The organism is Paenibacillus sp. JT22N12 (assembly GCF_056269365.1).
The window spans coordinates 23,002-44,491 of sequence record NZ_JBWDNU010000016.1 but is presented as its reverse complement, the minus strand read 5'-3'; the positions used below and the strand labels follow the sequence as shown (position 1 = coordinate 44,491).

Annotated in this window: 16 protein-coding genes; 12 read left to right on the top strand and 4 right to left on the bottom strand. The window is 56.7% G+C overall.

What is annotated here, in order from left to right:
* Positions 1 to 478: 478 nt before the first annotated feature.
* Positions 479 to 2,503, bottom strand: coding sequence for a transglycosylase domain-containing protein (locus tag AC0YOA_RS33375; RefSeq protein WP_475790337.1), 2,025 nt, complete (start codon positions 2,501 to 2,503; stop codon positions 479 to 481).
* Between the two features lie 319 nt (positions 2,504 to 2,822).
* Here AC0YOA_RS33375 and speE point away from each other — a divergent pair, with 319 nt between their 5' ends.
* From speE to AC0YOA_RS33355, 4 genes are all read left to right on the top strand, one after another.
* Complete coding sequence (speE, locus tag AC0YOA_RS33370; RefSeq protein WP_475790336.1) at positions 2,823 to 3,650, top strand: polyamine aminopropyltransferase; 828 nt, start codon at positions 2,823 to 2,825, stop codon at positions 3,648 to 3,650.
* A gap of 21 nt (positions 3,651 to 3,671) precedes the next feature.
* Complete coding sequence (gene speB / locus AC0YOA_RS33365; RefSeq protein ID WP_475790256.1) at positions 3,672 to 4,541, top strand: agmatinase; 870 nt, start codon at positions 3,672 to 3,674, stop codon at positions 4,539 to 4,541.
* Between the two features lie 107 nt (positions 4,542 to 4,648).
* Positions 4,649 to 5,158: a DNA-deoxyinosine glycosylase gene (locus AC0YOA_RS33360; RefSeq protein ID WP_475790255.1), complete on the top strand. Its 510-nt coding sequence runs from the start codon at positions 4,649 to 4,651 to the stop codon at positions 5,156 to 5,158.
* Positions 5,159 to 5,331: 173 nt separating this feature from the next.
* Positions 5,332 to 5,577 (top strand): DUF7667 family protein, encoded by a 246-nt coding sequence (locus AC0YOA_RS33355; RefSeq protein WP_210046172.1) that lies wholly within the window; start codon positions 5,332 to 5,334, stop codon positions 5,575 to 5,577.
* A gap of 49 nt (positions 5,578 to 5,626) precedes the next feature.
* Here AC0YOA_RS33355 and AC0YOA_RS33350 read toward each other — a convergent pair whose 3' ends face one another.
* Together AC0YOA_RS33350 and AC0YOA_RS33345 are read right to left on the bottom strand one after the other, a co-directional pair.
* A complete protein-coding gene (locus tag AC0YOA_RS33350; protein ID WP_475790254.1) occupies positions 5,627 to 6,811 on the bottom strand; it encodes an N-acetylglucosamine-6-phosphate deacetylase in 1,185 nt (394 codons plus the stop codon).
* 3 nt (positions 6,812 to 6,814) lie between these two features.
* The gene (locus tag AC0YOA_RS33345; protein WP_475790253.1) at positions 6,815 to 7,594 is read right to left on the bottom strand and encodes a glucosamine-6-phosphate deaminase; all 780 of its coding nucleotides are present in this window, start codon (positions 7,592 to 7,594) and stop codon (positions 6,815 to 6,817) included.
* A gap of 181 nt (positions 7,595 to 7,775) precedes the next feature.
* On the opposite strand from AC0YOA_RS33345, the gene AC0YOA_RS33340 reads away from it, so the two are divergent.
* From AC0YOA_RS33340 to AC0YOA_RS33305, 8 genes are all read left to right on the top strand, one after another.
* The gene (locus tag AC0YOA_RS33340; protein ID WP_210046169.1) at positions 7,776 to 8,399 is read left to right on the top strand and encodes a hypothetical protein; all 624 of its coding nucleotides are present in this window, start codon (positions 7,776 to 7,778) and stop codon (positions 8,397 to 8,399) included.
* Positions 8,389 to 11,700, top strand: a complete 3,312-nt coding sequence (locus tag AC0YOA_RS33335) for an ATP-binding protein (protein ID WP_475790252.1) — start codon at positions 8,389 to 8,391, stop codon at positions 11,698 to 11,700. Before AC0YOA_RS33340 ends, AC0YOA_RS33335 begins: the two co-directional genes overlap by 11 nt.
* On the top strand, positions 11,697 to 12,914 hold the full coding sequence (locus AC0YOA_RS33330; RefSeq protein ID WP_475790251.1) for an ATP-binding response regulator: 1,218 nt from the start codon (positions 11,697 to 11,699) through the stop codon (positions 12,912 to 12,914). Before AC0YOA_RS33335 ends, AC0YOA_RS33330 begins: the two co-directional genes overlap by 4 nt.
* Positions 12,911 to 13,576 carry a response regulator gene (locus tag AC0YOA_RS33325; protein ID WP_475790250.1) on the top strand — a complete coding sequence of 222 codons (666 nt, stop codon included), beginning with the start codon at positions 12,911 to 12,913 and terminating at the stop codon, positions 13,574 to 13,576. The genes AC0YOA_RS33330 and AC0YOA_RS33325 overlap by 4 nt, the downstream gene beginning before the upstream one ends.
* 159 nt (positions 13,577 to 13,735) lie before the next feature.
* On the top strand, positions 13,736 to 14,362 hold the full coding sequence (locus tag AC0YOA_RS33320; RefSeq protein ID WP_475790249.1) for a glycoside hydrolase domain-containing protein: 627 nt from the start codon (positions 13,736 to 13,738) through the stop codon (positions 14,360 to 14,362).
* Between the two features lie 7 nt (positions 14,363 to 14,369).
* Complete coding sequence (locus tag AC0YOA_RS33315; protein ID WP_475790248.1) at positions 14,370 to 15,365, top strand: hypothetical protein; 996 nt, start codon at positions 14,370 to 14,372, stop codon at positions 15,363 to 15,365.
* A gap of 22 nt (positions 15,366 to 15,387) precedes the next feature.
* Positions 15,388 to 16,932 (top strand): hypothetical protein, encoded by a 1,545-nt coding sequence (locus tag AC0YOA_RS33310; protein WP_475790247.1) that lies wholly within the window; start codon positions 15,388 to 15,390, stop codon positions 16,930 to 16,932.
* A gap of 45 nt (positions 16,933 to 16,977) precedes the next feature.
* On the top strand, positions 16,978 to 20,622 hold the full coding sequence (locus AC0YOA_RS33305; RefSeq protein WP_475790246.1) for a hypothetical protein: 3,645 nt from the start codon (positions 16,978 to 16,980) through the stop codon (positions 20,620 to 20,622).
* On the opposite strand, the gene AC0YOA_RS33300 is transcribed toward AC0YOA_RS33305, so the two are convergent.
* Positions 20,619 to 21,446, bottom strand: coding sequence for a S8 family serine peptidase (locus AC0YOA_RS33300; RefSeq protein WP_475790245.1), 828 nt, complete (start codon positions 21,444 to 21,446; stop codon positions 20,619 to 20,621). The two genes, AC0YOA_RS33305 and AC0YOA_RS33300, sit on opposite strands and share 4 nt — an antisense overlap.
* Between the last annotated feature and the right edge of the window lie 44 nt (positions 21,447 to 21,490).

Sequence of the window (21,490 nt, the reverse complement as noted above, 5' to 3'; positions counted from 1 at the left end):
TTGAGAAGTCTGTGAGCGCCTGTAGATGATGGAGTCATCCAGTAGAACCTTTGAAATATTTTAAGGGTGATTTGTAGCTCATCTTCAAAATTATTTCTTGGTCAGCCGACTTGTCGTCAGCATTCGTCCAACGGTAGAGATGGCAGCTCTCTATAGAGTTTCCATTGCTTATGTTCTCAGATAAACCTATTACCCGGAAAACCCAAACCGGAGCTCCAGAAATCGGCCATAGAAGCCGGAAAAACCTTGCTGCAGTGCCGGTAATACGCCTACAGGGCTCCAACGACCTCTGCAGCAAGGAAAATCCCGCCTACACAAACCGCCGCTCCAGAAATCAGCCATAGAAGCCGGAAAAACCTTGCTGCAATACGCTCCTCCCTTTGAGAACTACCTTCGACCTGCACGTTGTGCCGTCATCCCCAGGAACGGCGGCAACCATCCAGGATTGACCTCTCGGGAAGCTCCCTCCAGTCCAAGCCTAATCCGTCCACCAGCGCTTAAGCTGCTTCCACCACGAGGTCTCTTCATGCGCCGCGCCGTCGCCGGCCGCTGCAGGAGCGGTATCCCCGTGGTCGCCGCATACCTCTGTCGGCTGGGTGCCGCTGACGAAGGTCTCCAGCCGCTTGTTGGCACAGGAATTCGCGGCCAGCTTGCCGCTGGTGGGATCGATATAGACGGACACGACGCCGCTTGGCATCGGAAACAGCTTGGGCGGCACGGCTTCAAGAGCCTTCTCCGTATAGGAGGCGAAGATCGGCGCGGCGCGGTGCGCTTCAGCCGTGGTCAGCTTGCGGTCCTTGTCGTAGCCGACCCAGACGGCGGTGGCAAGCTCCGGCGTATAGCCGACCAGCCAGGCATCGGTCGCCGTCGTTCCCGTCTTGCCTGCAACGGGCCGCTTGATCATTGCCGCGACGCGGCTCCCTGTGCCGCCAGTGTCAAAGACGCTCTCCATCAGACTGGTCAGCACATACGTCTGCGCCGGGGAGACCACCTGCGCGGACTCCGGCTTGGCCTGATACAGCACCTCGCCCTTGCTGTCCTCGATGCGCAAGATCGCGGTCGGCTCCACGTGGACGCCGGCATTGGCAAAGGTGCCGAAGGCCGAAGCCATCTCGAAGGGGCTGATTGGAAAGGTGCCCAGCGCCAGCGAAGGGAGAGGCTGCATGGGGCTGTCGATCCCCAGCCGCCGCGCCATCGCAATAACCTTCTCCGGTCCCACAGCCATAATGGTGTTCACGGCATAGATATTGTCGGAGCTGGCGATCGCCTGCCGCATATCAATAAAGTCGCCGGTATACTTGTCGTTATAGTTGCTCGGGGCGTAGGTTTTACGGCCTTCATCGTAGGTAAAGACCGTTGGCGCGCTTTTGAACCGTGACACCGGCGTCATGGCCCCCTCCTGAAGCGCCGTCAGATACAGCACCGGCTTGAAGGAGGACCCGGGCTGGCGCGTATTGGCGAAAGCGCGGTTGAATTGATTGGTTTTGTAATCGCGGCCGCCGACCATCGCCTTGATATAGCCGTTCCTCGGATCGATGGATACGAGAGCCGCCTGCTGCTCGGAGGTTGCGGGAATGCCTGCCGCGACTGCGTCCTCGGCCGCCCGCTGGGCATCCCCATCGAGTGTCGTAAAGATGCGGATACCGCCCTCGCTCAGCAGCCGCTCGTCAATCCCCAGCTTGTCTACGGCAATCAGATGAACATAATCGCGGAAATACGGCGCGGTTCCATCCTGCTTGCTTGTGCCCAGTGGCTGAAATTTCAGCACCTCGGTCCCGGCCTTGTCCGCAATGGTGCGCGTGATGATGCCTTGATCGACCATCGTGCCCAGAATCGTCTTCTGCCGGTCCTTGGCATTCTTCATATCGCTGTAAGGCGAATAATATTTCGGCCCCTTCGGAATGCCCGCAAGCATGGCGCTCTCCGCAAGCGTCAGCGCGGAAGCATGCTTGCCGTAATACAGCTGCGCTGCGGCTTCCGCTCCGTAAGCGCCGTGACCGTAATAAATCTGATTCAAATAAAGCGAGAGAATCTCGTCCTTGGAATAGGTCATTTCCAGTTGAACCGTATACATCGCTTCCTTCAGCTTGCGCGACCATGTCCGCTCATGGGACAAATACAGATTGCGGGCAAGCTGCTGGGTAAGCGTGCTGGCCCCCTGTTTGGCTTTCAAATGCTCAATATTGACGACAGCCGCGCGGGCCATTCCTCTGATATCGAAGCCGAGATGGTCATAGAACCGCTGATCCTCGATCGCCAGTGTCGATTCGATCAGATAGGGCGATATGGATTTAAGCGGAACGGACTGCCTGTTCTCCTCGGCGTGGAAGGTATCGATCACATTGCCCTGCAGATCCAGCATCTGCGAGGTCTGGCTGATGGAGGAGACAGGCAGCGCCTGCGTGCGCAAATAGAACAGGAAGGCGAAGGCCGCGACCAACAGCAGCGCGAACGCTGCGCCCGCATAGATGAAGAGGCGTTTTACGCGGCGCAGCAGCGGCATCCATTTTTCGAGGCGAATACGAAAGGGCAGTCGGCGCTTTGCTCCACCCTGCCCTGAACCTGTTATTTTCATCCAAGTGGTCCCCTTATGTGAAAACCGTTTATGCTTCTTCTTCCCTTAGTATGGAAATTAGTAGGACGGGCTATTCATCAATCGGCAAAAGTCACATTAATTTTTTGTGAGGGGCTGCTGCAAAGGTTGCATTTTCGCGGGGTTCTACTATAATACAGATTGAACCATTGACGAGGTAGAATGGGCTGTATGAACCATGAGGTTATCATTTGAGCCTGTATATAAAATGAAGGTAGGGACAACCAATATGGAATTGTGGTACACCGAGAAACAAACCGAAACCTATGGCATTACCGCGAAAATAAAAGAAACCTATGTAAGCGAGCAAACCGACTTCCAGAAGCTGGACATGATCGAAACCGAAGAATTCGGCACGATGCTCGTTCTGGACGGCATGGTCATGACAACGGACAGGGACGAGTTCGTTTATCACGAAATGGTTGCGCATCCTGCGCTGTTTACGCATCCCAATCCTAAAAATGTGCTGGTAGTCGGCGGCGGAGACGGCGGCGTAATCCGCGAGATCATGAAGCATCCGAAGGTGGAGAAGGCTGTACTGGTCGATATTGACGGCAAGGTTATTGAATATTCGAAGAAATACCTGCCCAACATTGCAGGCGAGCTGGACAACCCCCGTGTAGAGGTTATCGTGAACGACGGCTTTATGCATATTCATGATCACAAGAACGCATATGACGTCATTATGGTGGATTCCACCGAGCCGGTTGGTCCGGCCGTCAACCTGTTTACCCGCGGCTTCTACCAAGGCATCTACGATGCGCTCAAGGAAGACGGCATTTTCGTTGCGCAAACAGATAATCCATGGTTCAAGGCGGATCTGATCGAAAGCGTCAACCGCGATGTGAAGGAAGTATTCCCGATCGTCCGCGTATATTGGGCGAATGTGCCGACTTATCCGAGCGGTTTGTGGACCTTTACAATGGGCAGCAAAAAATACGATCCTCTTGAGGTGGACGAGTCCGCAATTCCGGAAATCGACAGCAAATATTACACCCCGCGCCTGCACAAAGCGGCTTTTGTGCTGCCTAGATTCGTGGAAGACCTTATTAAGTAGGGCAGAGAGGATATCAACCATATGAAACTGGATCAAAAATATTCCGGCAATGTGTTCATTCTCAGCTCCGAGGATTACGCCGCTTCCAAGGCTGTTATCTACGGCATGCCGATGGACTTTACCGTCTCGTTCCGTCCGGGCTCGCGTTTTGGACCGCCGCGCATCCGCGAGGTATCCGTCGGCCTGGAGGAATACAGCCCTTATCTGGACCGCAGTCTGGAGGATATCGAATACTTCGATGCGGGCGATCTGCTGCTGCCGTTCGGCAATGCGGCGCGTTCCCTTGATATCATTGGCGAATTCGTTCGCGATGTGCTGAAGGACGGCAAGATGCCGGTCGGCCTTGGCGGCGAGCATCTCGTATCCTGGCCGATCTTTCAGGAGGTTTATGCCAAATATCCGGACCTTGCAATCATTCATTTCGATGCGCATGCCGACCTTCGCGAGCAGTATGAAGGAGAGCCGCTGTCCCACTCGACTCCGCTGCGCAAGGCGGCTGGCCTGATCGGCGGCAAAAATATCTATCAATTCGGTATCCGCTCGGGATCCCGCGAGGAATGGCAGTTTGCCCGCGAGAACATCAATTTCCATCCGTTCGAGGTGCTTGAACCGCTTAAGAAGGTACTGCCCGAGCTTACGGGCCGTCCGGTTTACCTGACAATCGACATCGATGTGCTTGACCCTTCCTGCGCGCCGGGTACCGGTACCGCGGAAGCAGGCGGCATCACGTCGAAGGAACTGATTGAATCCGTACATGCCATCGCGCGCGCGGGCATTAACATCGTGGGCTGCGACCTCGTTGAGGTAGCTCCGGCGTATGATCCGACCGAGCAAACCCAGATCGTGGCGGCGAAAGTGATCCGCGAGATGCTGCTCGGGTTTATCAAGTAGATTCTTTTAAAAACTTGCCATTGCAGCCGATATTCCGGTATTGAACCCGGCTATCGGTTGTTTTTTGTATTCAGATGCTTCAGATGCAAAAGTGGAGGTGTATGTGAATGGAGGTTCAATCGTTTCCGCCTATTATTGACGGGCAATCGACATTGCTGGTGCTGGGCAGTATGCCGGGCACCGCTTCGCTGGCGAAGCATCAGTATTACGGCCATCCGCGCAATCATTTCTGGCCGGTGCTGTATGGTTTGGCGGGGCTGGCGGTTGCTGGGGATTATGGGCAGCGGTTGGCTTTTGCGCAGGAGCGTGGCGTTGCGCTGTGGGATGTGATCGCAGCCTGCGAGCGTGAGGGCAGTCTGGATTCCAGCATCCGCGAAGCCGTTCCCAATGATTTGCCGGGGCTGCTGGCCGAATATCCCGCTATCCGTGCGCTCGCATTCAACGGAAACAAATCATATGACACGTACAAGAAGCATTTTGCCGGGCATGCCATGAACGGCAGAGTGAGCCTGCTGCGCCTGCCGTCCACAAGTCCGATCCCGACAGCCCGGATGCGGACGACGGAGGACAGAATTGAAGCGTGGCGGCCCATCGCAGACTATATGCGGATGCCATGACAGATGCCGAATATGAGAACGCAGCAGGCTGTTTCTGTATAAAGTAATCCTACCAGCATCAATATATCCTTTGGATGAAGGCTTCTGCCAGTTTCTTTCCTTCATTAATCTGCGGACAGGAAGATTTTGTTCTTCTTTTGGCCATAATGGCTGGTAAAGGGGGCGAAAAGCAGATGGGAATTTTTCCGATACATGAGCGCTTGGCGGAGCTGTGGACCCTGAAAGGCCGTCGCCGCCTAAGCGAAGAGGAGCAGGCTGATTTTGAGCACTGCATGGCTGTCAATGCTTCTTACTGCAGGCAGCTGGCTAATTTGTACAATTTATCGCTGCTTGCGTCCATGACGGGAGATACACAGTGGCAGCACGAAATTTGCGAGAAAATCGAGAAGCTGGACGGGCGGCCGTCGCCGCGCCTCTGAAACGAAGCCGGAACTGAGCCGCCGCCGTCGTCGTCGTCGCGTGCAGCACTTAATGGTCCGCTTGCGGACGTGTATAGACTAATCTGCCGTGCTTATACGTTTGCACGACATTCAACTGATGACCCGACCATTCGAACGCCGCCAGATCCGCAGGGGCGCCAATCGTCAAGCCGCCCGCTGATGCAAGTCCCATGAGGGCGGACGGGTGAATCGAGGCCATATCGCAAGCCTCGGAGAGGGGGGCAATCCCTCTGCCCGCGATATGGCTTATTCCTCGATGCAGCATTTGGGCCGATCCCGCAAGCAAGCGGGGGTTTTGCTCCAGATGCAATCTTCCCTCCGGTGTCAGGACAACCCTTCCGCCAATATGGTTTTCATATGTTCCTGGAGCCATACCGCATAAATAAACCGCATCGCTGACGAGTATGGTTCGTTTTCCTTTGACGCTGCGAACGACTTTAAGCACGGAATCGGGCAGATGGAAGCCGTCGGCGATAATGCATGTCCACAGCTCCTCTTCGGCCAGCTGCGCCCACAAATAATTCGGATGGCGGGGCAGCATCAGATGCGCGCCATTGCCCAGATGCGTCGATAAGCGGGCGCCGGCTGCGGCAGCCTCTCTGATCTGTTCCTCCGCAGCCGCTGTATGGCCAATGGAGACCTGCACGCCCGTCTTCGCGCACTTCTCGATAAAGCTTGCCGTACCCGGCCATTCCGGCGATAGCGTAATCAGTTTGATTTTCCCCCGGGCAGCGTCCTGCCAGCGATGAAACAGCTCCCAGTCCGGAGCTTTGGTATGCGATTGGCCATGTGCGCCCCGCGGGCCATCCTCCGGCGATATAAAAGGTCCCTCCAGGTGAATCCCCGCAACCCCGGCCTCTGAGGCGGGATCCTCGAGACAGTCCCCGGCAATGCTGCGGACCGCCTGTTCAATGGCATCGTCCCCGTTGGTAATGACGGTCGGGTAATACGAAGTAACACCTTCCTCCCACAAAGCCCTCGTCACCTGCATGGTGGTCCCTTTTGCAATGGGAATCGTGTTGAAGTCGAGTCCCCTGCAGCCGTTGATCTGCAAATCGACGAAGCCTGGCGCAAGCCAGGGCAGCAGCTCGTCGCCGGCAGTCCATTCTTCCCGATGAATCCCGCTGATGACGCCGCACTTCATGGTGACGGCAACAGGCTCGCCGCTTATATAATGAATTCCCCGGATAACCGTCGTTTCTGGATGGGACATTTCTCAGTCCTGCTTTCCATAAGAGTCGGTGTCGGTATAAAGGGTGCAGTCCGGATGCCTGCGCAGAATGGAAGAAGGGCAATCCGTCGTGACAGGCCCGTTCAAGGTCGCTGCGACAGCAGCCGCCTTCGTCCGGCCCGGCACCATACAGAACAAGTGGGATCCGGAGAACAGGGCGGGAATCGTCAGAGTAATGGCGTGAGTGGGAACAGCGTCCAGATTGGGGAAGCAGCCGTCGTTGACCTGCTGCTGCCGGCAGATCTCATCCAGCTCGACGCTTTTCACAAATACATCATCATTGAAGTCGGCAACCGGCGGATCATTGAAGGCAATATGCCCGTTCTCCCCGATGCCCAGACAGACAATATCAATTGGCTGCTGCTGCAGCAAAGAGGCATAACGAAGGCATTCCTCCTCTGCGGAGGAGCTGCTGTCGATCAGATGAACCGTGCCGGGATGAACCAGATCGAATAGCCCGTTGCGCAGAAATGCGCTGAACCGCTCCGGCGCCCCAGGAGATAATCCGATATATTCATCCATATGGAAGGCGGTAACGCGGGACCAGTCCAGGCCGTCGGTCGTGCGGAGCTCTTGCAGGAATTCGTTCTGGGAAGGCGCCGCGGCAAAAATCATGCGAATCCCGTCCTGCTTCGCCAGGAGCTCCTTCATCTTGGCCGCTGCCGCTTCAGCGGCCGAGTGGCCCATCGCCATCCGATTCTCATAAACCTCCACCTTCAACAGCTCGACAGTCCGGTTTTTTACAAGCCCTTTAGTTAAGCTCATTCCAAGCATCCTCCCTTGTCCGTCAATTTGTCCTACATTAGGACTAATTGCTATTAAAGTATCATGCGCGCATCTGTCCGTCAATCCTTTTTCTCTGCTGGAAGTTCCCTCTCCACGGTCAATCAATGTTTTGATAGAATAGAATGAAAGCTAAAATTTTCCACCGAAGGGAAGGGGATTTATGAACAGCAGGCGCGTTACTTACGACGAAATCAAAGGAAAATTGCAAACGGGGGATTTGCTGCTTTGCCACGGAATCTTTCCCGAAGCGATCCAGGTAGAGGCGGTCGAGGGCTCGCTCTGGTCGCATATCGGCATGGTCGTCAAGCTGCCGGACGTGGAAGAGCTGCTGTTCTGGGAATCCACCACGACACAGACGCTTCCGGATGTGGAGCTGCACCATATCAAGACTGGACCGATGCTGGTGCTGCTGCGGGAGCGCATCGCGACGGATGTCAGCGATCAATACGATGCCCTGTTCGCCTTCCGCCTGCTGGAGGGGGACCGGAACGCGCAAATCCCGGATAAGCTCACGCAGTTTATCAACGAGGTGCACGGAGCGTCGTTCCCTTCGCTCGAACGGATGGCCTTTGAGCTGCTGGAAGGAAAACTCCATATTCAGGCAGGCGCATCCAGCTTTTTCTGCAGTGAGCTGGTGGCTGAAACCTATATGCGCCTGGGCATCATGGACCGGTCTGAGCCGTCCAATAGCTATCAGCCGATCGATTTCTCGAACAGAACCGACCTGCCGCTGAATGCCGGCTATCGGTTGAGCGACGAGTTGCTTCTCCTCAATGATGTCTAAAACCATGCGGCTGCTAACGCTGCTTGCCCTTGTCATTATCGGGCTGGCCGGCTGCAGTATGGCTTCAAGCGGCGGGGAGCCGCATCCGGATTCCCGGGCGGCGGCCGGCACCCTCGACTTGTCGGGCTGGGACTTTCAGAAGGACGGGGCAGTTTCCTTACGCGGAGAGTGGGAATTTTATTGGATGCAGCTGCTGACGCCGGATGATTTTCGGGAGCCCAGGAAGCCCGGATTTACCGGATATTTTACATCACCAGGATATTGGAATCGCGAGGCGGTGAAGGATCTCAGCTTCCCTGCCGGCGGTTATGCGACGCTGCGTCTGCAAGTTCATGTGAAACCGGAAGAAGGCGCCCTGGCGCTTAAGATAAATAATATTTTTACGGCTTACCGGATATGGGTTAACGGCGAGCCTCTTGCGTCTGCAGGGACAGTCGGGAAGGATGCGAAGAGCGCGGTTGCCAGACAAATCGTGCAAACGGCGCCGATTCGCCTGTCTTCCGGTCAAGATATGCTGGAAATTGTAGTCCAGCTGTCGAATTACAGCTACACGAAGAGCGGCTTCCAGAACAATATACAGCTCGGCACTTCGGCACAGATTGAAACGTTGTACAGAAAGAATATGGAGGGGACATTTGTCTCGTTCGGGGCCTGCACCATTATGGCGCTTTACCATCTGGTGCTGTTCATTTTGCGGAGGCGTGAGCGTTCCGCCCTGTATCTGGGAATCTTTTCGCTGCTTGTCGCGATCCGTATTCTGTTTGTCAATGACCGGTACATTTACAACTGGCTCCCGGGCTTGAATTGGGAGCTGTTTTGCAAAGTTCCTTATGCTGTATTCTTCTTCGGTCTTGTCATGATCGCCATGTTCGTACAGACGCTTTATCCTCGGTATTTTGCCCGCAGGGCGGTTACGGTTACCCAGGCGGCGGGCGGCGGCGCGACGCTGTTTTGTTTGCTGACCCCGCAGCGGTGGTATGACAAAATATTGATACCGTTCGAGTTATTCACCTGCGCCCTGATCGCATATACCTTATTTGTACTGATTCGGGCGATGCGGGACCGGCAGGCGGGCACGCTGGTTTTTCTGATCGGGTATGCCGCCTTGGCGGGAACCATTCTGCATGATTTTCTATACATGAGCGAGAAGACGCATCTGGGATCGCTGGCTCCTTATGGCTTGCTTGTCTTCATCTCGATGCAGTCGCTCATTCTGGCACGCAGATTTGTCCGGGCGTTCACCGAAGTCGAGCAGATGTCCAGCAGGCTGCTCGCCATGGATAAGCTGAAGGACGAGTTTCTTGCCCATACGTCTCATGAACTGAGAACCCCTCTTCACGGCATGATCGGACTGTCCGAGTCGCTGATCGACGGGGTGGCCGGGGAACTGCCGGATCAGGCTGTCCACAACCTGCAGCTTGTCGTCGCAAGCGGACGGCGGCTGGCCAATCTGGTGGGAGATGTGCTGGATTATGCCCAATTAAACAACAGAGAGCTGAAATTGCACCGGGCGGAGATCGATTTGCGCAGCGTCGTCGGCACGGTGCTGCAGCTGAATGAACCGCTGCTGCCTGGGCAGAAGGTCAAGCTGGTCAACGAAGTGCCGGAGCAGCTTGCCGTGCTGGCCGACGGGAACCGGCTGCAGCAAATTTTGCATAATCTGATCGGGAATTCGGTCAAATTTACGGAATCCGGCAGCATTACGGTCACCGCCTCGGCTCTTGGGGATGAGGTGGAAATACGGGTGACGGACACGGGAATCGGCATTCCGGATAAATTGCGGGAACGTATGTTTACCGCTTATGAGCAGGGAGAGGGCGCTGCGCATGAAGGCACGGGGCTTGGTCTCTCCGTTACCAAGAAGCTTGTCGAGCTGCATGGGGGAAGAATCGGCGTGGATTCTCCGACCGGCGCTGGGGCAAGCATCGTCTTCACGCTGCAAAGGCCGTCCCGGCACCCTCAGCCGCAGCGGACTGAGACTTTCGAGAGCCTGCCGGCAGACACCGCCGCCGTTCAAGCAAGCGGCGTAACGCCGCAGGAGTCATGGGAGACAACGGCAGGTGGCAATAGCGGACGCCCGGAACGGATCCTGATCCTGGATGACGATCCGGTCAACCTTCAGGTGCTGCGCAATCATTTGACGATGGCAGGCTATACCGTTATCGAGGCGTCAGACCCGATCCAGGCGCTTCATCTCATCGAGGGTGGCGACAAGCCGGATCTTGCGGTGCTCGACGTCATGCTTCCCAAAATGACAGGCTTCGAAGTATGCTCGCGCATTCGCAGGCTGTATTCGGCCAATGAGCTGCCGGTCATTTTTTTAACGGCCAAGCCGCTGGACAGCGATTTAATCGAAGGCTTCGACGCCGGCGCCAACGACTATGTGACGAAGCCCGTCGTCAAGCGCGAGCTGATGGCGCGAATCCGGCTGCATCTGCAGCTCGCGAAATGGAACCAGACGCTGGAGCAGCGGGTGAAGGAGCGGACCGAGCAGCTCGAGGAGACGCTCGCCTCCCTCCGGCAAGCGAGAAACCGGCTTATCCAGTCGGAGAAGCTTGCTTCGCTTGGTGTGCTCGTGGCGGGCGTTGCGCATGAAATCAACACTCCGATCGGGATTGGCGTGACGGCATCGTCCCATTTGGTGGAGAGGTCGAAGGAGCTGCTGGACAGCTACAGCCAGGGCGTGCTGCGGCGGAGCGATCTGGAAGCGTATTTTGCCGAGTGCGGGGAGACGGCATCCATCCTGCTGGATAATTTACAGCGCACCGAGAAGCTGATTTCCAGCTTCAAGCAGGTTGCCGTTGATCAGACGTTCGAGCAGCGGCGTTCATTCCGGGTGAAGGCCTATATCGGTGATATTTTGCTGAGCCTTTCGCCAAAATTAAAGCAAAGCCGTCACCGGATCGTCCTGAACGTCGATGACTCGCTGGAGCTTGACGGGTACCCGGGCGCTTTATTTCAAATCATCACGAACTTGCTGTTGAATTCGCTGCTGCATGCATACGACGAATCGCAGGAAGGAACGATTGTCATTCGGGCCGAATCCGATGGACAGTCGCTGATCGTCACCTTCTCGGACGACGGCACGGGCATCGAGCCCCGATTGCTGCCGCGGATCTTCGATCCGTTCGTCACGACCAAACGCGGTCAAGGCGGGACCGGTCTTGGTCTTAGCATCGTGTACAACCTGGTGGTGCAAACCTGGGGAGGTACGATTGTGTGTGACAGCGTCCCGGGCTATGGGACAGCGTTTCAGATGGTGCTGCCATTACAAAGCGTACAGATGGAGGGAGCGGGATGAACGATACGGTTTTAGAGGCTTCCGATATGCATCTGCTGCCTGATGAAGATCCGGCGGATCAGGAGGCGGTCCGCTATTGGAAATTTTTGATTGTCGACGATGACCGGGACATTCACAGGGTAACGAAGCTGGTGCTGGAAAGACATATGTTCGAGGGCAGAAAATTGCAGTTTATGAGCGCGTACTCCGCTTCCGAAGCGATCGGATTTCTGGGGAAGCATCCGGATATTGCGGTAGTGCTGCTTGACGTGGTAATGGAGCAGGACGATTCCGGACTGACGCTCGTCAGGGTTTTGCGGGAGGAGCTGGGCAATCAGCTTGTCCGCATTATTCTGCGGACGGGTCAGCCGGGGCAGGCGCCGGAGCATACGGTCATTCGAGCCTACGATATCAGCGATTATAAGGAAAAAACAGAATTGACCAGCACCAAGCTGTTCAGTACGGTGTACACCTCGATCCGCACCTACCAGTTTCTCAGCGGAGTCGTCGCCGACAAGGAGACCCTGGAGGAGAAAGTGCGCGAGCGGACGCAGGAGCTGGAGCTGCGGGCGAGAGAACTGCAGGCATCCATTCGGCAGGCTTACGAGGCGATGATGGAAATCTCGGTACTGGAGGAACGCAACCGCATCGCCAGAGACATTCACAACGTCGTCGGCCATACGCTAACGGCGGCGGTGGTGCAGCTCGAAGCAGGCAAATATCTGATCGAAATCGACGCATTGCGGGCTTCGGAGAAAATGGAGCTGGCGCAGCAGCTCGTTCGCAAAGGCCTGGACGAAATCCGCAGCTCTGTCCATCAATTGGCGGAGCAGCGGGAGACGATCGATCTGCAAAAGGACCTTGAACGGATCGTCCGGGAGACCGAGGCGTACGCTGGCGTTCAGATCAACTGCCGGATCGGGCCGCTGCCACAGCTGACGTTCTATCAAATCAAGCTGATCTGCCATGCGCTGCAGGAAGGGCTGACGAACGGCATCCGCCATGGGAGAAGCACCTGCTTTCATTTCCGGCTGACCTGCGGCGGCAGTCTCATCGATTTTGCACTCCGCAACAATGGCCTGGATCCTGACGGCTTCCGCTATGGATTCGGCCTCAGCGCGCTGCGCAACCAGGTGGAGTTTGTGCATGGCACATTAGCTTTGCAGGCGGCTGCGGATGAAGGCGCGGAGCTGCGCATCTGGCTGCCGGTACCGGAATCGGGGCAGGGAACATGATACCCTTGCGCATAATGATTGTCGACGATCAGGCTCTGATGAGGGACGGCCTGCAGACGATTCTGGAGCTCCAGCCCGATTTGGAAGTGGTCGGCACGGCAGAAAATGGTCTTCAGGCGCTCGAGACCGCCCGCTTGACGAAGCCGGATGTGGTTTTGCTGGATATCCAGATGCCTGTCATGAACGGAATCGAATGCACGAAGCGGTTGAAGGAAGAATCGCCGGGTACCGTGATCCTTCTGCTTTCAACCTTCGCCGAGGATCAATATATCCTGGACGGCCTCGGCTACGGAGCCAGCGGTTACCTGCTGAAGGACATGGAGGGCAGGCGCCTGATCGAAGCGATACGCGACGCGGCAGTCGGGCAGCTGATGATGCCTGCCGTCATCGCCGCCAAGCTGGCTGCGAATCTGACAAGGCTTTCGGCAGCCGCGGAGCTTACAAGCGGCTCTCTTCAAGTCATTCAGAGCGAAATCCGCCTGACCGGGCGCGAGGCGGAAATCGCAAGTCTAATGGCGCGGGGGCTGACCAACAAGCAAATTGCCAAGGAGCTGTATATGCACGAGGGCACCATCCGCAATTACGTCAGTGTCATTTACTCGAAGATCGGGGTAAGCGACCGTGCGAAAGCGATGCTTGTGCTGAAACAATTGCAATTATAAATAGCGATAGACACGCCGGCCCTTATGAGGGCCGGTTTTTTGTTTTTCTTGTCATATGACAAGAATCCCGACATCCGTAACTGTCGGGATGACAATCATTCCCTGTATAACTGAATCAGAAAGACCATCTTACTCCAAAGGAAGAAGGGAGGAGCGTCAATGGGAAAAGGCGTCGATACGACGGTCAACTGCCATTCGCTCGCCGCTGCCATCAAGGAAGCGGGTTATGACTTTGTATGCAGGTATTACAACCGGAACAACCCGGGCAAGAATGTGACCCGCAAGGAGGCGGAGGCTTTGTCTGGAGCGGGACTGCATCTCGTTGCGGTATGGGAGAACGGATTTCCCACTTCACCGGACTATTTCTCGTATGATGCCGGGAAAAGGGACGGCTGCGATGCCCACCGGTATGCCCGTTCCATCGGTCAGCCTGCGAACACGCCGATTTACTTTACCGTTGATTTCGATGCCTCGCAGGAGGAGCTGTCCGGTGCTGTAAGCCGGTATATGCAGGGTGTCATCGATGCTTTCCGCGAGGAAGCAGCGGCTGGAACGTTGTATGACATCGGCATCTACGGGTCCGGTCTTGCCTGCCGGCATATGCGGGATACCTTCAGCGGCGGCATTGCATACGCCTGGCTGGCCGAGTCAAGGGGCTGGAGCGGTTACGATTCGTTCAGCGATTGGAATATCAAGCAGCTTGCGGGCGCTATGGTAGCTGGCATACCGGTCGACACGAATATAACTTCGGGCCGCGGCGGCGGCTTCCAGGTACAGGGGGAGTGACCGGAACATGGCACAAGTGAGGCTTGCACCCTTGCCGAGGAAGATCGGCTTCACCGGAGCTGCCGGTCTGCTCGCCATTTTATTGCTGCTGCTCATTCTGCCAGGCGTCCTGGCCTATGTGAATCTGGCCAAACCGGAGACCAGAACACTCGTTATCGAACTGGAGCAGCAGCTCTTCGGCAGGGAGCTGACAATGCAGGAGCTCTCTGATATCCCATTGATGAAGACCGAAGTAAACCGGATTCTGGCCGCACTCCAATCCGACCCGCAGCCAGCCGCTGCCCAAGCGGTGCAGAAACAGGCGGCTGACCTAAGCAAGCAGGCAAGCCGCGGTCAGGGCGCTTTGTGGATCGGATCGATCGCGCTCATCTCCTGCTTTTTTATGATCGTCAGCTTGCGCATTACGGGGAGGCCGCTGGGTCTGCTCGTGAATGAACGCAATTTAATCAGCTTGTCGAGATTTCAGACGGTGCTTTGGACAATCGTGCTTCTGTCCGCTTATTACACCGCAGCATCGCTGCGCATTTACGGGCTGCAGGATATCGGGAACGCCCTCAATATCGCGATGGATTGGCACTTATGGGCGCTTATGGGCATCAGCTTCACTTCGTTGGTCGCAACGCCGCTCATTCATACGACCAAGCAGGCCAAAACGATTTCCCCTGACGAGGCCGATAAGCTTCAGCCCGTGGACGTCGAAGGAAGCGATGGCATTTTGTACGCCAATGCGAACTTTTCCTATGCGTCATGGACCGATATGTTCAAGGGCGAAGAAGTGAAGAACGTGAATATTGTCGACATGGCGAAGCTGCAGATGTTTTTCTTCACGATCATTGCCGCGGCCAGCTATGCCGCGTTGCTGCTGCAGCTGTTCAACAGCCGGGCTCCCGGCGGCCTCACTGAATTTCCGGCCGTCAGCGAAGGCTTGCTGGCACTGCTGGGCATCAGTCACGCCGGATATTTGACCAGCAAAACGATTGACCGGACGAAGAGCACACCCTAACTTTTGCAAAGGAGAGATGAATATGAACGACAGTAAAAATCTGCTTACAGACTTCGATCTGTGCCTGGCGCTTTCCCAGAAGGCGATCAACAGCCAAATGGCTTATGCGTGGAAAGCGTGGAAGCGGCGGAAGCAATTTAGCGACACGCTGGACATTTATCCGAAGAAGAATGACGGCACTCCATCCAGATACGGCTTGACGGCCGAAATCGCTCCGCTCGAGGTGAGCCTGAATGTAGAGGACGGGAAACTCGGCCAGGTGAAGGTGACTTTAACGTTGAAATCGGGCAATGTCCATTACTATGACGAGGACGAGGAGCAGGCTGCGGATCAAGCGATTTCCAACTGGAGCTTATCGTTCATTACGGATTTGGACAAAAAGCCGGTCGATCTCGAGACGATCGCCTCGATTGATCCGGCCGCGTACGAAACGGTTCAGAAAACGATCGATGCCAGCGGGCTGCCGGATGATGTATTTTCCATCGAATATTTATTTATGAAGCTGACGGAAGTCGATCTGCTCCTGTCGGACAACAAGAACGTCTCCATACCGGCCGCTGTCTGCCAATATGCCCGCACCAGAACGCTGAGCTGTCTTAACAATCTGCTTCAAGGCGAAATGAGCGAATTTATGCTCGGTACCGTCGTGCGGCGCAACACAAAGCATCAGACCCCGACGTTTGCGATGACGGACTTCGTGTTTGACGTTCATGCCAATTGGAAGGCGGCTGACGTTGCGGCGCTCAGTTATCTCGGGATGTTCTCGGGACGGAATTTGCCGGATGATAGTAATGCGGCGCGGATCAAGCTTTCGGATGACTGGATCAATCCGGCGATGATTGACGGTACGCAGGGACTAATATCCGGCATCATGGCGATACGCAAGGAAGTGCTGCTGGACAATTATCTGATGCCGCAATTTATGAAGGAGCTTGGCGCAAGTCCCGTAGTCGACGGCTTGAAGCGGCGCTTTGTCTTCCAGGATTCCAGCAGCCATACGAGCCGGGATCTCGTTGACCGGAAGGTGGAGCAGTCCCGCAGCTATTGGCTCGAAATCGCAATCGCCCCGGGGACGAACCGTTTGGATATCTCGGGCAGTATCGAAGGATCGTTCACGTATACGGAGCATACGCTGGGTCCTCTAGGCACGGAGACGGCCCGATTGGAAGCAGCGGGAAATCAGCCTGTCAGCGGGTCCGTTACGCTGACGACTCCGGGAGGAACATCCGATTTTTCCGTGAATTCGCAGCTGAATTACAGCATCGGCGATTTCAAGCAGACTAAAGACGATGCCAGCGGCTTCGGCGTCGTGGAGAACGGCGTATCCTGGATCCCGAAGCTGCTTGGCATCAGCAAAGGAACCATGCTGGAAATGCTGGGCGGAATCGTCGCCGATAAAGTGAGCGTTCTGCATACCGCGCTGCAAAATGCTCTGGGCCATGTGGAAGTCGACATGTCGCAAAGCCACTTCATCCCTCCGGGCGGCGGCGTGTTCGCGTTCCAGAATCTTCGTTTTTCCAGCCAAACCGGCGATCTGCTGCTGGACGTCATTTATAAAGCGCCATGATGTGATGAACCGATTGATAATCTTGAACAGGAAGGGAGTCTCGCAATGAACAAACCGCGAGTGGTACGATTATCCGCTAATGATGTGAGTGGTAATTCCATACAGTTTACCGTTTCGAACGATATTATCGATCATATGGAGGCGGCCCGCACGTTTGGCCGCGAGGACTTGGCCGACCCGGCTGCACATGGGAGATTTCAACGGCGCGTTATTGCGCTGCCCGACCGCAAATCCGGTGTTGTAACGCCGATGGTGCTGACGATCGGCAATCAGAACGGGCTATATCTTGTGCGTCAAGACAATAAGGCGGACAGCGGCTGGAGCTTGGCCGATCTTGGCGCGTCGCTTGCTTCCGCCGTGGGAGGGGCGCCGCAGGTGCGGGCTGTCGGCGCCGGCTGGACCGATGACGACCGCATCACGATCGCCGTAGCGGTCGATGCCGGTCCCGGCCAGACGCACAGCCGCATATTCGCGGCATATAACTTATCCAGCGCAAGCAGCGACTGGGAGCAGATCGCCTGGTCGGACTGCGGGACAAGGGAAAATGTCCGCGTCGAAGGGATTCGGGTATTGGATGAAGGCGATAATTTGTGGACGGTCGTGCTGGCAGGCAGCAGGGGGCCAAGCGAGACCGTATATCTGCTGCGCAGTGACAGAGCCGCATCATTCGCAGGCGCGCTCGTCTTTAATCCCGCCGTTACGCTGGAAGAAGTTCTTGATTTTGAGGCTGGCGTTCATCCGACATACGGAGGAGGGCTGCATGTACTGGGCATAGGCAGCGGAGACCGCGTGCTGGCCTTCCGGCCGTTCCCCGAATACGACGGCGCGGGCAAGCCTGCAACCATACCTCCCGTCGTGGGTTTGCCCTGCCCGGCCGGAGCTAATGTCCTGGAGACGGGCATTATGACGGAGAACGGCACAAATTTATATATTGGCGGACAGGGCCTGCACCTGATCCCTGCTGCGGAGCTGGATAATGCCGAGGACGCCCGGGTCAGCCAGATTGCCGCTCCGGAGACGGCGGCGAATGTACAGGATGTGATCGTCGGCGAGGCAGCGGACGGGAGTGTCTCTCTATGGGCGCTGCTGCAAAATGGCGATTTGAATGTCGTCAAGCGTCCGAATGCGGACACGGATTGGGAACCGCCCTTACGGCTGCGGAGCGGAGTGCAGGAAATGGCGCCGGTCCCGGGAGACCGGCATACGACGGCATCGGTTCTGGCGGTATATACCGACGCCCATGGGGGATACATCTGGCAGGATAACAGAACCGGCGTCTGGCAGGAAAGCCCCCTGCATGTATCCGATCCGGACCAGGTGATGCAGGTAACGTGCTACGGGACCTCGCTTCGCGTCCTGGATGACGCAGGTGCGCCGAAGCGGTCGGTTAAAGTCTCGGTGACGGCATCCGTGCTGTCCAGTGTTTCGCTCAATGGAGACGCCGTGTTGCTCGGCCCTGGCGCGGCTGTCGATACGCTCACCGATTTGAACGGCGGCATCAGCCTGTTCAACCGGGTGAAGTCGCTGACTCCGGCCGTCTATCGTTTCTCCGTTGACGGTATCGACAGTCACATCGACGTCAATCCGGCTTCCGGGGTGTTCGACCGGTTCAAATCGCTGACGGCGGATGAGCTTCGCACCGCGACAGTGAAGACGCCAAGCGGCGACATGCCGCTGCTGCCGGACAACTTCCGGACCGGCCCGGACCAGGGGCAGGTGGATGCGGTAGCCGCCTCGCTCAATCAGGCGGCCGGACTCGCCCTCTCCTCGAACGGAGCCGCTCCGGATGTGCGGACAGCTCCGGCCGGCGCCCCATTCAGCTCTGTGCTGCGGGCAGATGCATTGCCCGAGGCGTACCGTTGGGGCATTCAATCGGATGCGCAGGGCGTGCGCGTTATTCACGACGACGCCATTTCGAAGCTGATCGGGGCCGCGGAAAGCGCGGAGCATTTCTTCGTTAATCTTGGCCATACGATTGCCGATTTCTTCGAGGGGATCGGGGAGAAAATGAAGGAGGGCTTGACCTTCGTGCTTCATAAAGCGGAAGGCGCGTTCCAATTCATATGCGCCATCGGCGACAAGATTAAGAAATTCGTGCTCACAACGCTCGAGGAAGCGGGTGCTTTCTTCAAATGGTTATGGGCGCAGGTAAAGACGGGTCTGGAGAAGCTGTGGGATTACTTGAAGTTTCTGCTCGAGTGGGAAGATATCGTGCTGGTCCGCAGAGCAATGGTGGAGGCAGCGGATGAAGCTTTGACATCCCTGAAACAATCCGTCGGCCGCATGAAGACGGCAGCGGCGGGCGGTTTCGACAAAGCCATTGCGCAAATCGGACAATGGCGGGCGGCGGGCGGCGCCGCTCCGGCGAAGCCGAGCCGACCCGGTCCGGGACAAAGCATTATCGACGATATCGGCAAAGCGGCCGCTCCGATTCAGAAGCTGCTGGACGAGGTGAGCGGCAACAGCGTGGTCGGATGGGTCACGCAGAAAATCGGAAAGCTCGCCGATGATATCGTCCATGTGGAAGGTCCGGACGTGACGGAAGAGGCGATAGCAGCGGCTGAGCAGTTCGTTGAGGGGCTCCTGGGCGATGAGATGAACGATCTGCTAACCATGTGGGATAAGCTGCAGACGGACATCGGCCGCCTGTTCGACGGCGCGATGCCGAAGCCGGGAGAGCTAAATTTCGGAACAGTTAAAGATGTGCTTGTTGCAGTGGGAACGTATGTGCTCGAGGGCGTACTGGCGGGCTTGCGCGATTTTGTTTTGCGGACCCTCGACTTGATGCAGAATCTGATCGGAGTCGCCCGCGACGCGCTGTTCGCGAAAGTGAGCTTTCCGTTTATCGAGAAGCTGGTGGAGTTCGTCGCGCCGGGCGCCCATATCGACACCTCGTTCCGGATGATTGACGGCGTGATGATGCTTTGCGCCATTCCGGCCACCATAGCCTACAAGCTCATGCTGGGAGAGGCGCCTTTCAAGAAAGGCGATATCATTCCGCTTTCTTTCGGGAATGTAACCGTTCAGTCCGGGGTTGACGGGCTGCGCAAATTTTCATGGGCGGGCGGACTTATAGGCTCATTCATGAGCATGATTCTTACGGGATATCAGTTATACGTGCAGGGCAATGTTGTTAGCGAAGGAGGCAGTTCGAAGCAGGCTGAAGATTGGCAGCTGTGGCTTGGCGCAGGATTGGGCGTGCTGGGTCTGGCAACGGAAGCGCTAGGCATGCATGTGAACAAAGGCGAGGAGGTTGAGGCCATGGAATGGACGATGCTGGCCATTACCGGCATCCTGTCGGTCAAGACGGTTGCGCTCCTCGTTGCGGGAAATCAGAAAGAGGCCCCTGATCGCAAAAAGCTGCAAAAAGTCGGCTCCGGCATCGAGGTTGTCGGCAAAGTCGTCCACTTCATAATGCGCACGGCCTTGTTCGGAAAGGTTATCGATGATGACAGCAAATCAAGCTCGCCTTCCGCAGGCGACGAGAAGTCGACGGAATCGCTGGCATGGATCCAAAGCTTGTTCGATCACCTGGGAGCGGCGCTCGTATCGTCCGCCAATCTGGACGACGACGAGGAAACGAAGGCGATCCTGCTCGCAGCGGGCGAGGGCGGTAAAGGCCTCTCATTCGTGCTTAATCTGATCCGCGTGCCGATTACAGCCCAGAAGCAGCAGCTCCTGACCAATTAATCCAGGAACAGCTCGCCCGGATCGATCACAGGCCAGAGAAGGCCGTTCTCGTCGGCGGCTTCCCGGCCGAAGCGGAGCAGCCGCCCGACCAGCGCATCGACCGAAGCATCCGGATCGGCTTGCCGCAGTGCGGCAAAGCATCCCGAGACAACCGCGGCAGCGCCGCTCGTCTCTCCCGGATCTCCGGGCCGGGTAAACAAGGTTGTGCTGCAGCCTGTATGAAGACTTTCATGAAGGCGCTGGCTCGTGTTTGCGAGCCGGACGCCTTCTTCCCCGTTCTCGAGAGCGCCTGCGCTGACAGTTTCACGGAGAATGGCAGGCCACGCCATGCCGTGAAGGCTGCGGCCGCGGTGCTCCGGGTACCAGTTGCCTGCGGCGGTAACCGTAGGGATGCCCTCTTCGCGCAAAGCGGCAACCTGCCGCTGCAGCATCGATTCGCGCAGCGGCTCATCCGAGGTGCGGTGAGTCGAATCGGCGAAGGCGGCGCAGACGACGCCGATGCCGAGCTCTTCCCTGTGCTCTATGATCCACGCCAGGGCCGATTCAATCATGGCCGTATCGCGTAATACGCCGCGCCGGTTCATCAATTTCACCGGCAGAAGCCGGGAGCCGGGGGCAATCCGGGCAATCGTCGCCGCTACGGCGGTGCCGTGTCCGGCATAATCGCGGGTGTCCCCGCTGCCGCCGTCGCCGCTGAGGTTGACTCCGGGCAGTATGGCGGTACCGTGCTGCAGCCGATCCGGGTCAATCCCGGAATCGATGACGGCTACGACGACTCCCGTAGTGGTGGAGAACGGACTTTCTGCAGCTCCGCTGGTCAACATGGCAAGGGACCTTCTTTCCAATTAAGAATAGTGAAGCACCTGAA

What these genes read in the sequence shown, in the direction of transcription:
- AC0YOA_RS33375 (WP_475790337.1), bottom strand. Translation starts at nt 2,503, where the DNA reads ATGCCGCTGCTGCGCCGCGTAAAACGCCTCTTCATCTATGCGGGCGCA.
- speE (WP_475790336.1), top strand. Translation starts at nt 2,823, where the DNA reads ATGGAATTGTGGTACACCGAGAAACAAACCGAAACCTATGGCATTACC.
- speB (WP_475790256.1), top strand. Translation starts at nt 3,672, where the DNA reads ATGAAACTGGATCAAAAATATTCCGGCAATGTGTTCATTCTCAGCTCC.
- AC0YOA_RS33360 (WP_475790255.1), top strand. Translation starts at nt 4,649, where the DNA reads ATGGAGGTTCAATCGTTTCCGCCTATTATTGACGGGCAATCGACATTG.
- AC0YOA_RS33355 (WP_210046172.1), top strand. Translation starts at nt 5,332, where the DNA reads ATGGGAATTTTTCCGATACATGAGCGCTTGGCGGAGCTGTGGACCCTG.
- AC0YOA_RS33350 (WP_475790254.1), bottom strand. Translation starts at nt 6,811, where the DNA reads ATGTCCCATCCAGAAACGACGGTTATCCGGGGAATTCATTATATAAGC.
- AC0YOA_RS33345 (WP_475790253.1), bottom strand. Translation starts at nt 7,594, where the DNA reads ATGAGCTTAACTAAAGGGCTTGTAAAAAACCGGACTGTCGAGCTGTTG.
- AC0YOA_RS33340 (WP_210046169.1), top strand. Translation starts at nt 7,776, where the DNA reads ATGAACAGCAGGCGCGTTACTTACGACGAAATCAAAGGAAAATTGCAA.
- AC0YOA_RS33335 (WP_475790252.1), top strand. Translation starts at nt 8,389, where the DNA reads ATGATGTCTAAAACCATGCGGCTGCTAACGCTGCTTGCCCTTGTCATT.
- AC0YOA_RS33330 (WP_475790251.1), top strand. Translation starts at nt 11,697, where the DNA reads ATGAACGATACGGTTTTAGAGGCTTCCGATATGCATCTGCTGCCTGAT.
- AC0YOA_RS33325 (WP_475790250.1), top strand. Translation starts at nt 12,911, where the DNA reads ATGATACCCTTGCGCATAATGATTGTCGACGATCAGGCTCTGATGAGG.
- AC0YOA_RS33320 (WP_475790249.1), top strand. Translation starts at nt 13,736, where the DNA reads ATGGGAAAAGGCGTCGATACGACGGTCAACTGCCATTCGCTCGCCGCT.
- AC0YOA_RS33315 (WP_475790248.1), top strand. Translation starts at nt 14,370, where the DNA reads ATGGCACAAGTGAGGCTTGCACCCTTGCCGAGGAAGATCGGCTTCACC.
- AC0YOA_RS33310 (WP_475790247.1), top strand. Translation starts at nt 15,388, where the DNA reads ATGAACGACAGTAAAAATCTGCTTACAGACTTCGATCTGTGCCTGGCG.
- AC0YOA_RS33305 (WP_475790246.1), top strand. Translation starts at nt 16,978, where the DNA reads ATGAACAAACCGCGAGTGGTACGATTATCCGCTAATGATGTGAGTGGT.
- AC0YOA_RS33300 (WP_475790245.1), bottom strand. Translation starts at nt 21,446, where the DNA reads ATGTTGACCAGCGGAGCTGCAGAAAGTCCGTTCTCCACCACTACGGGA.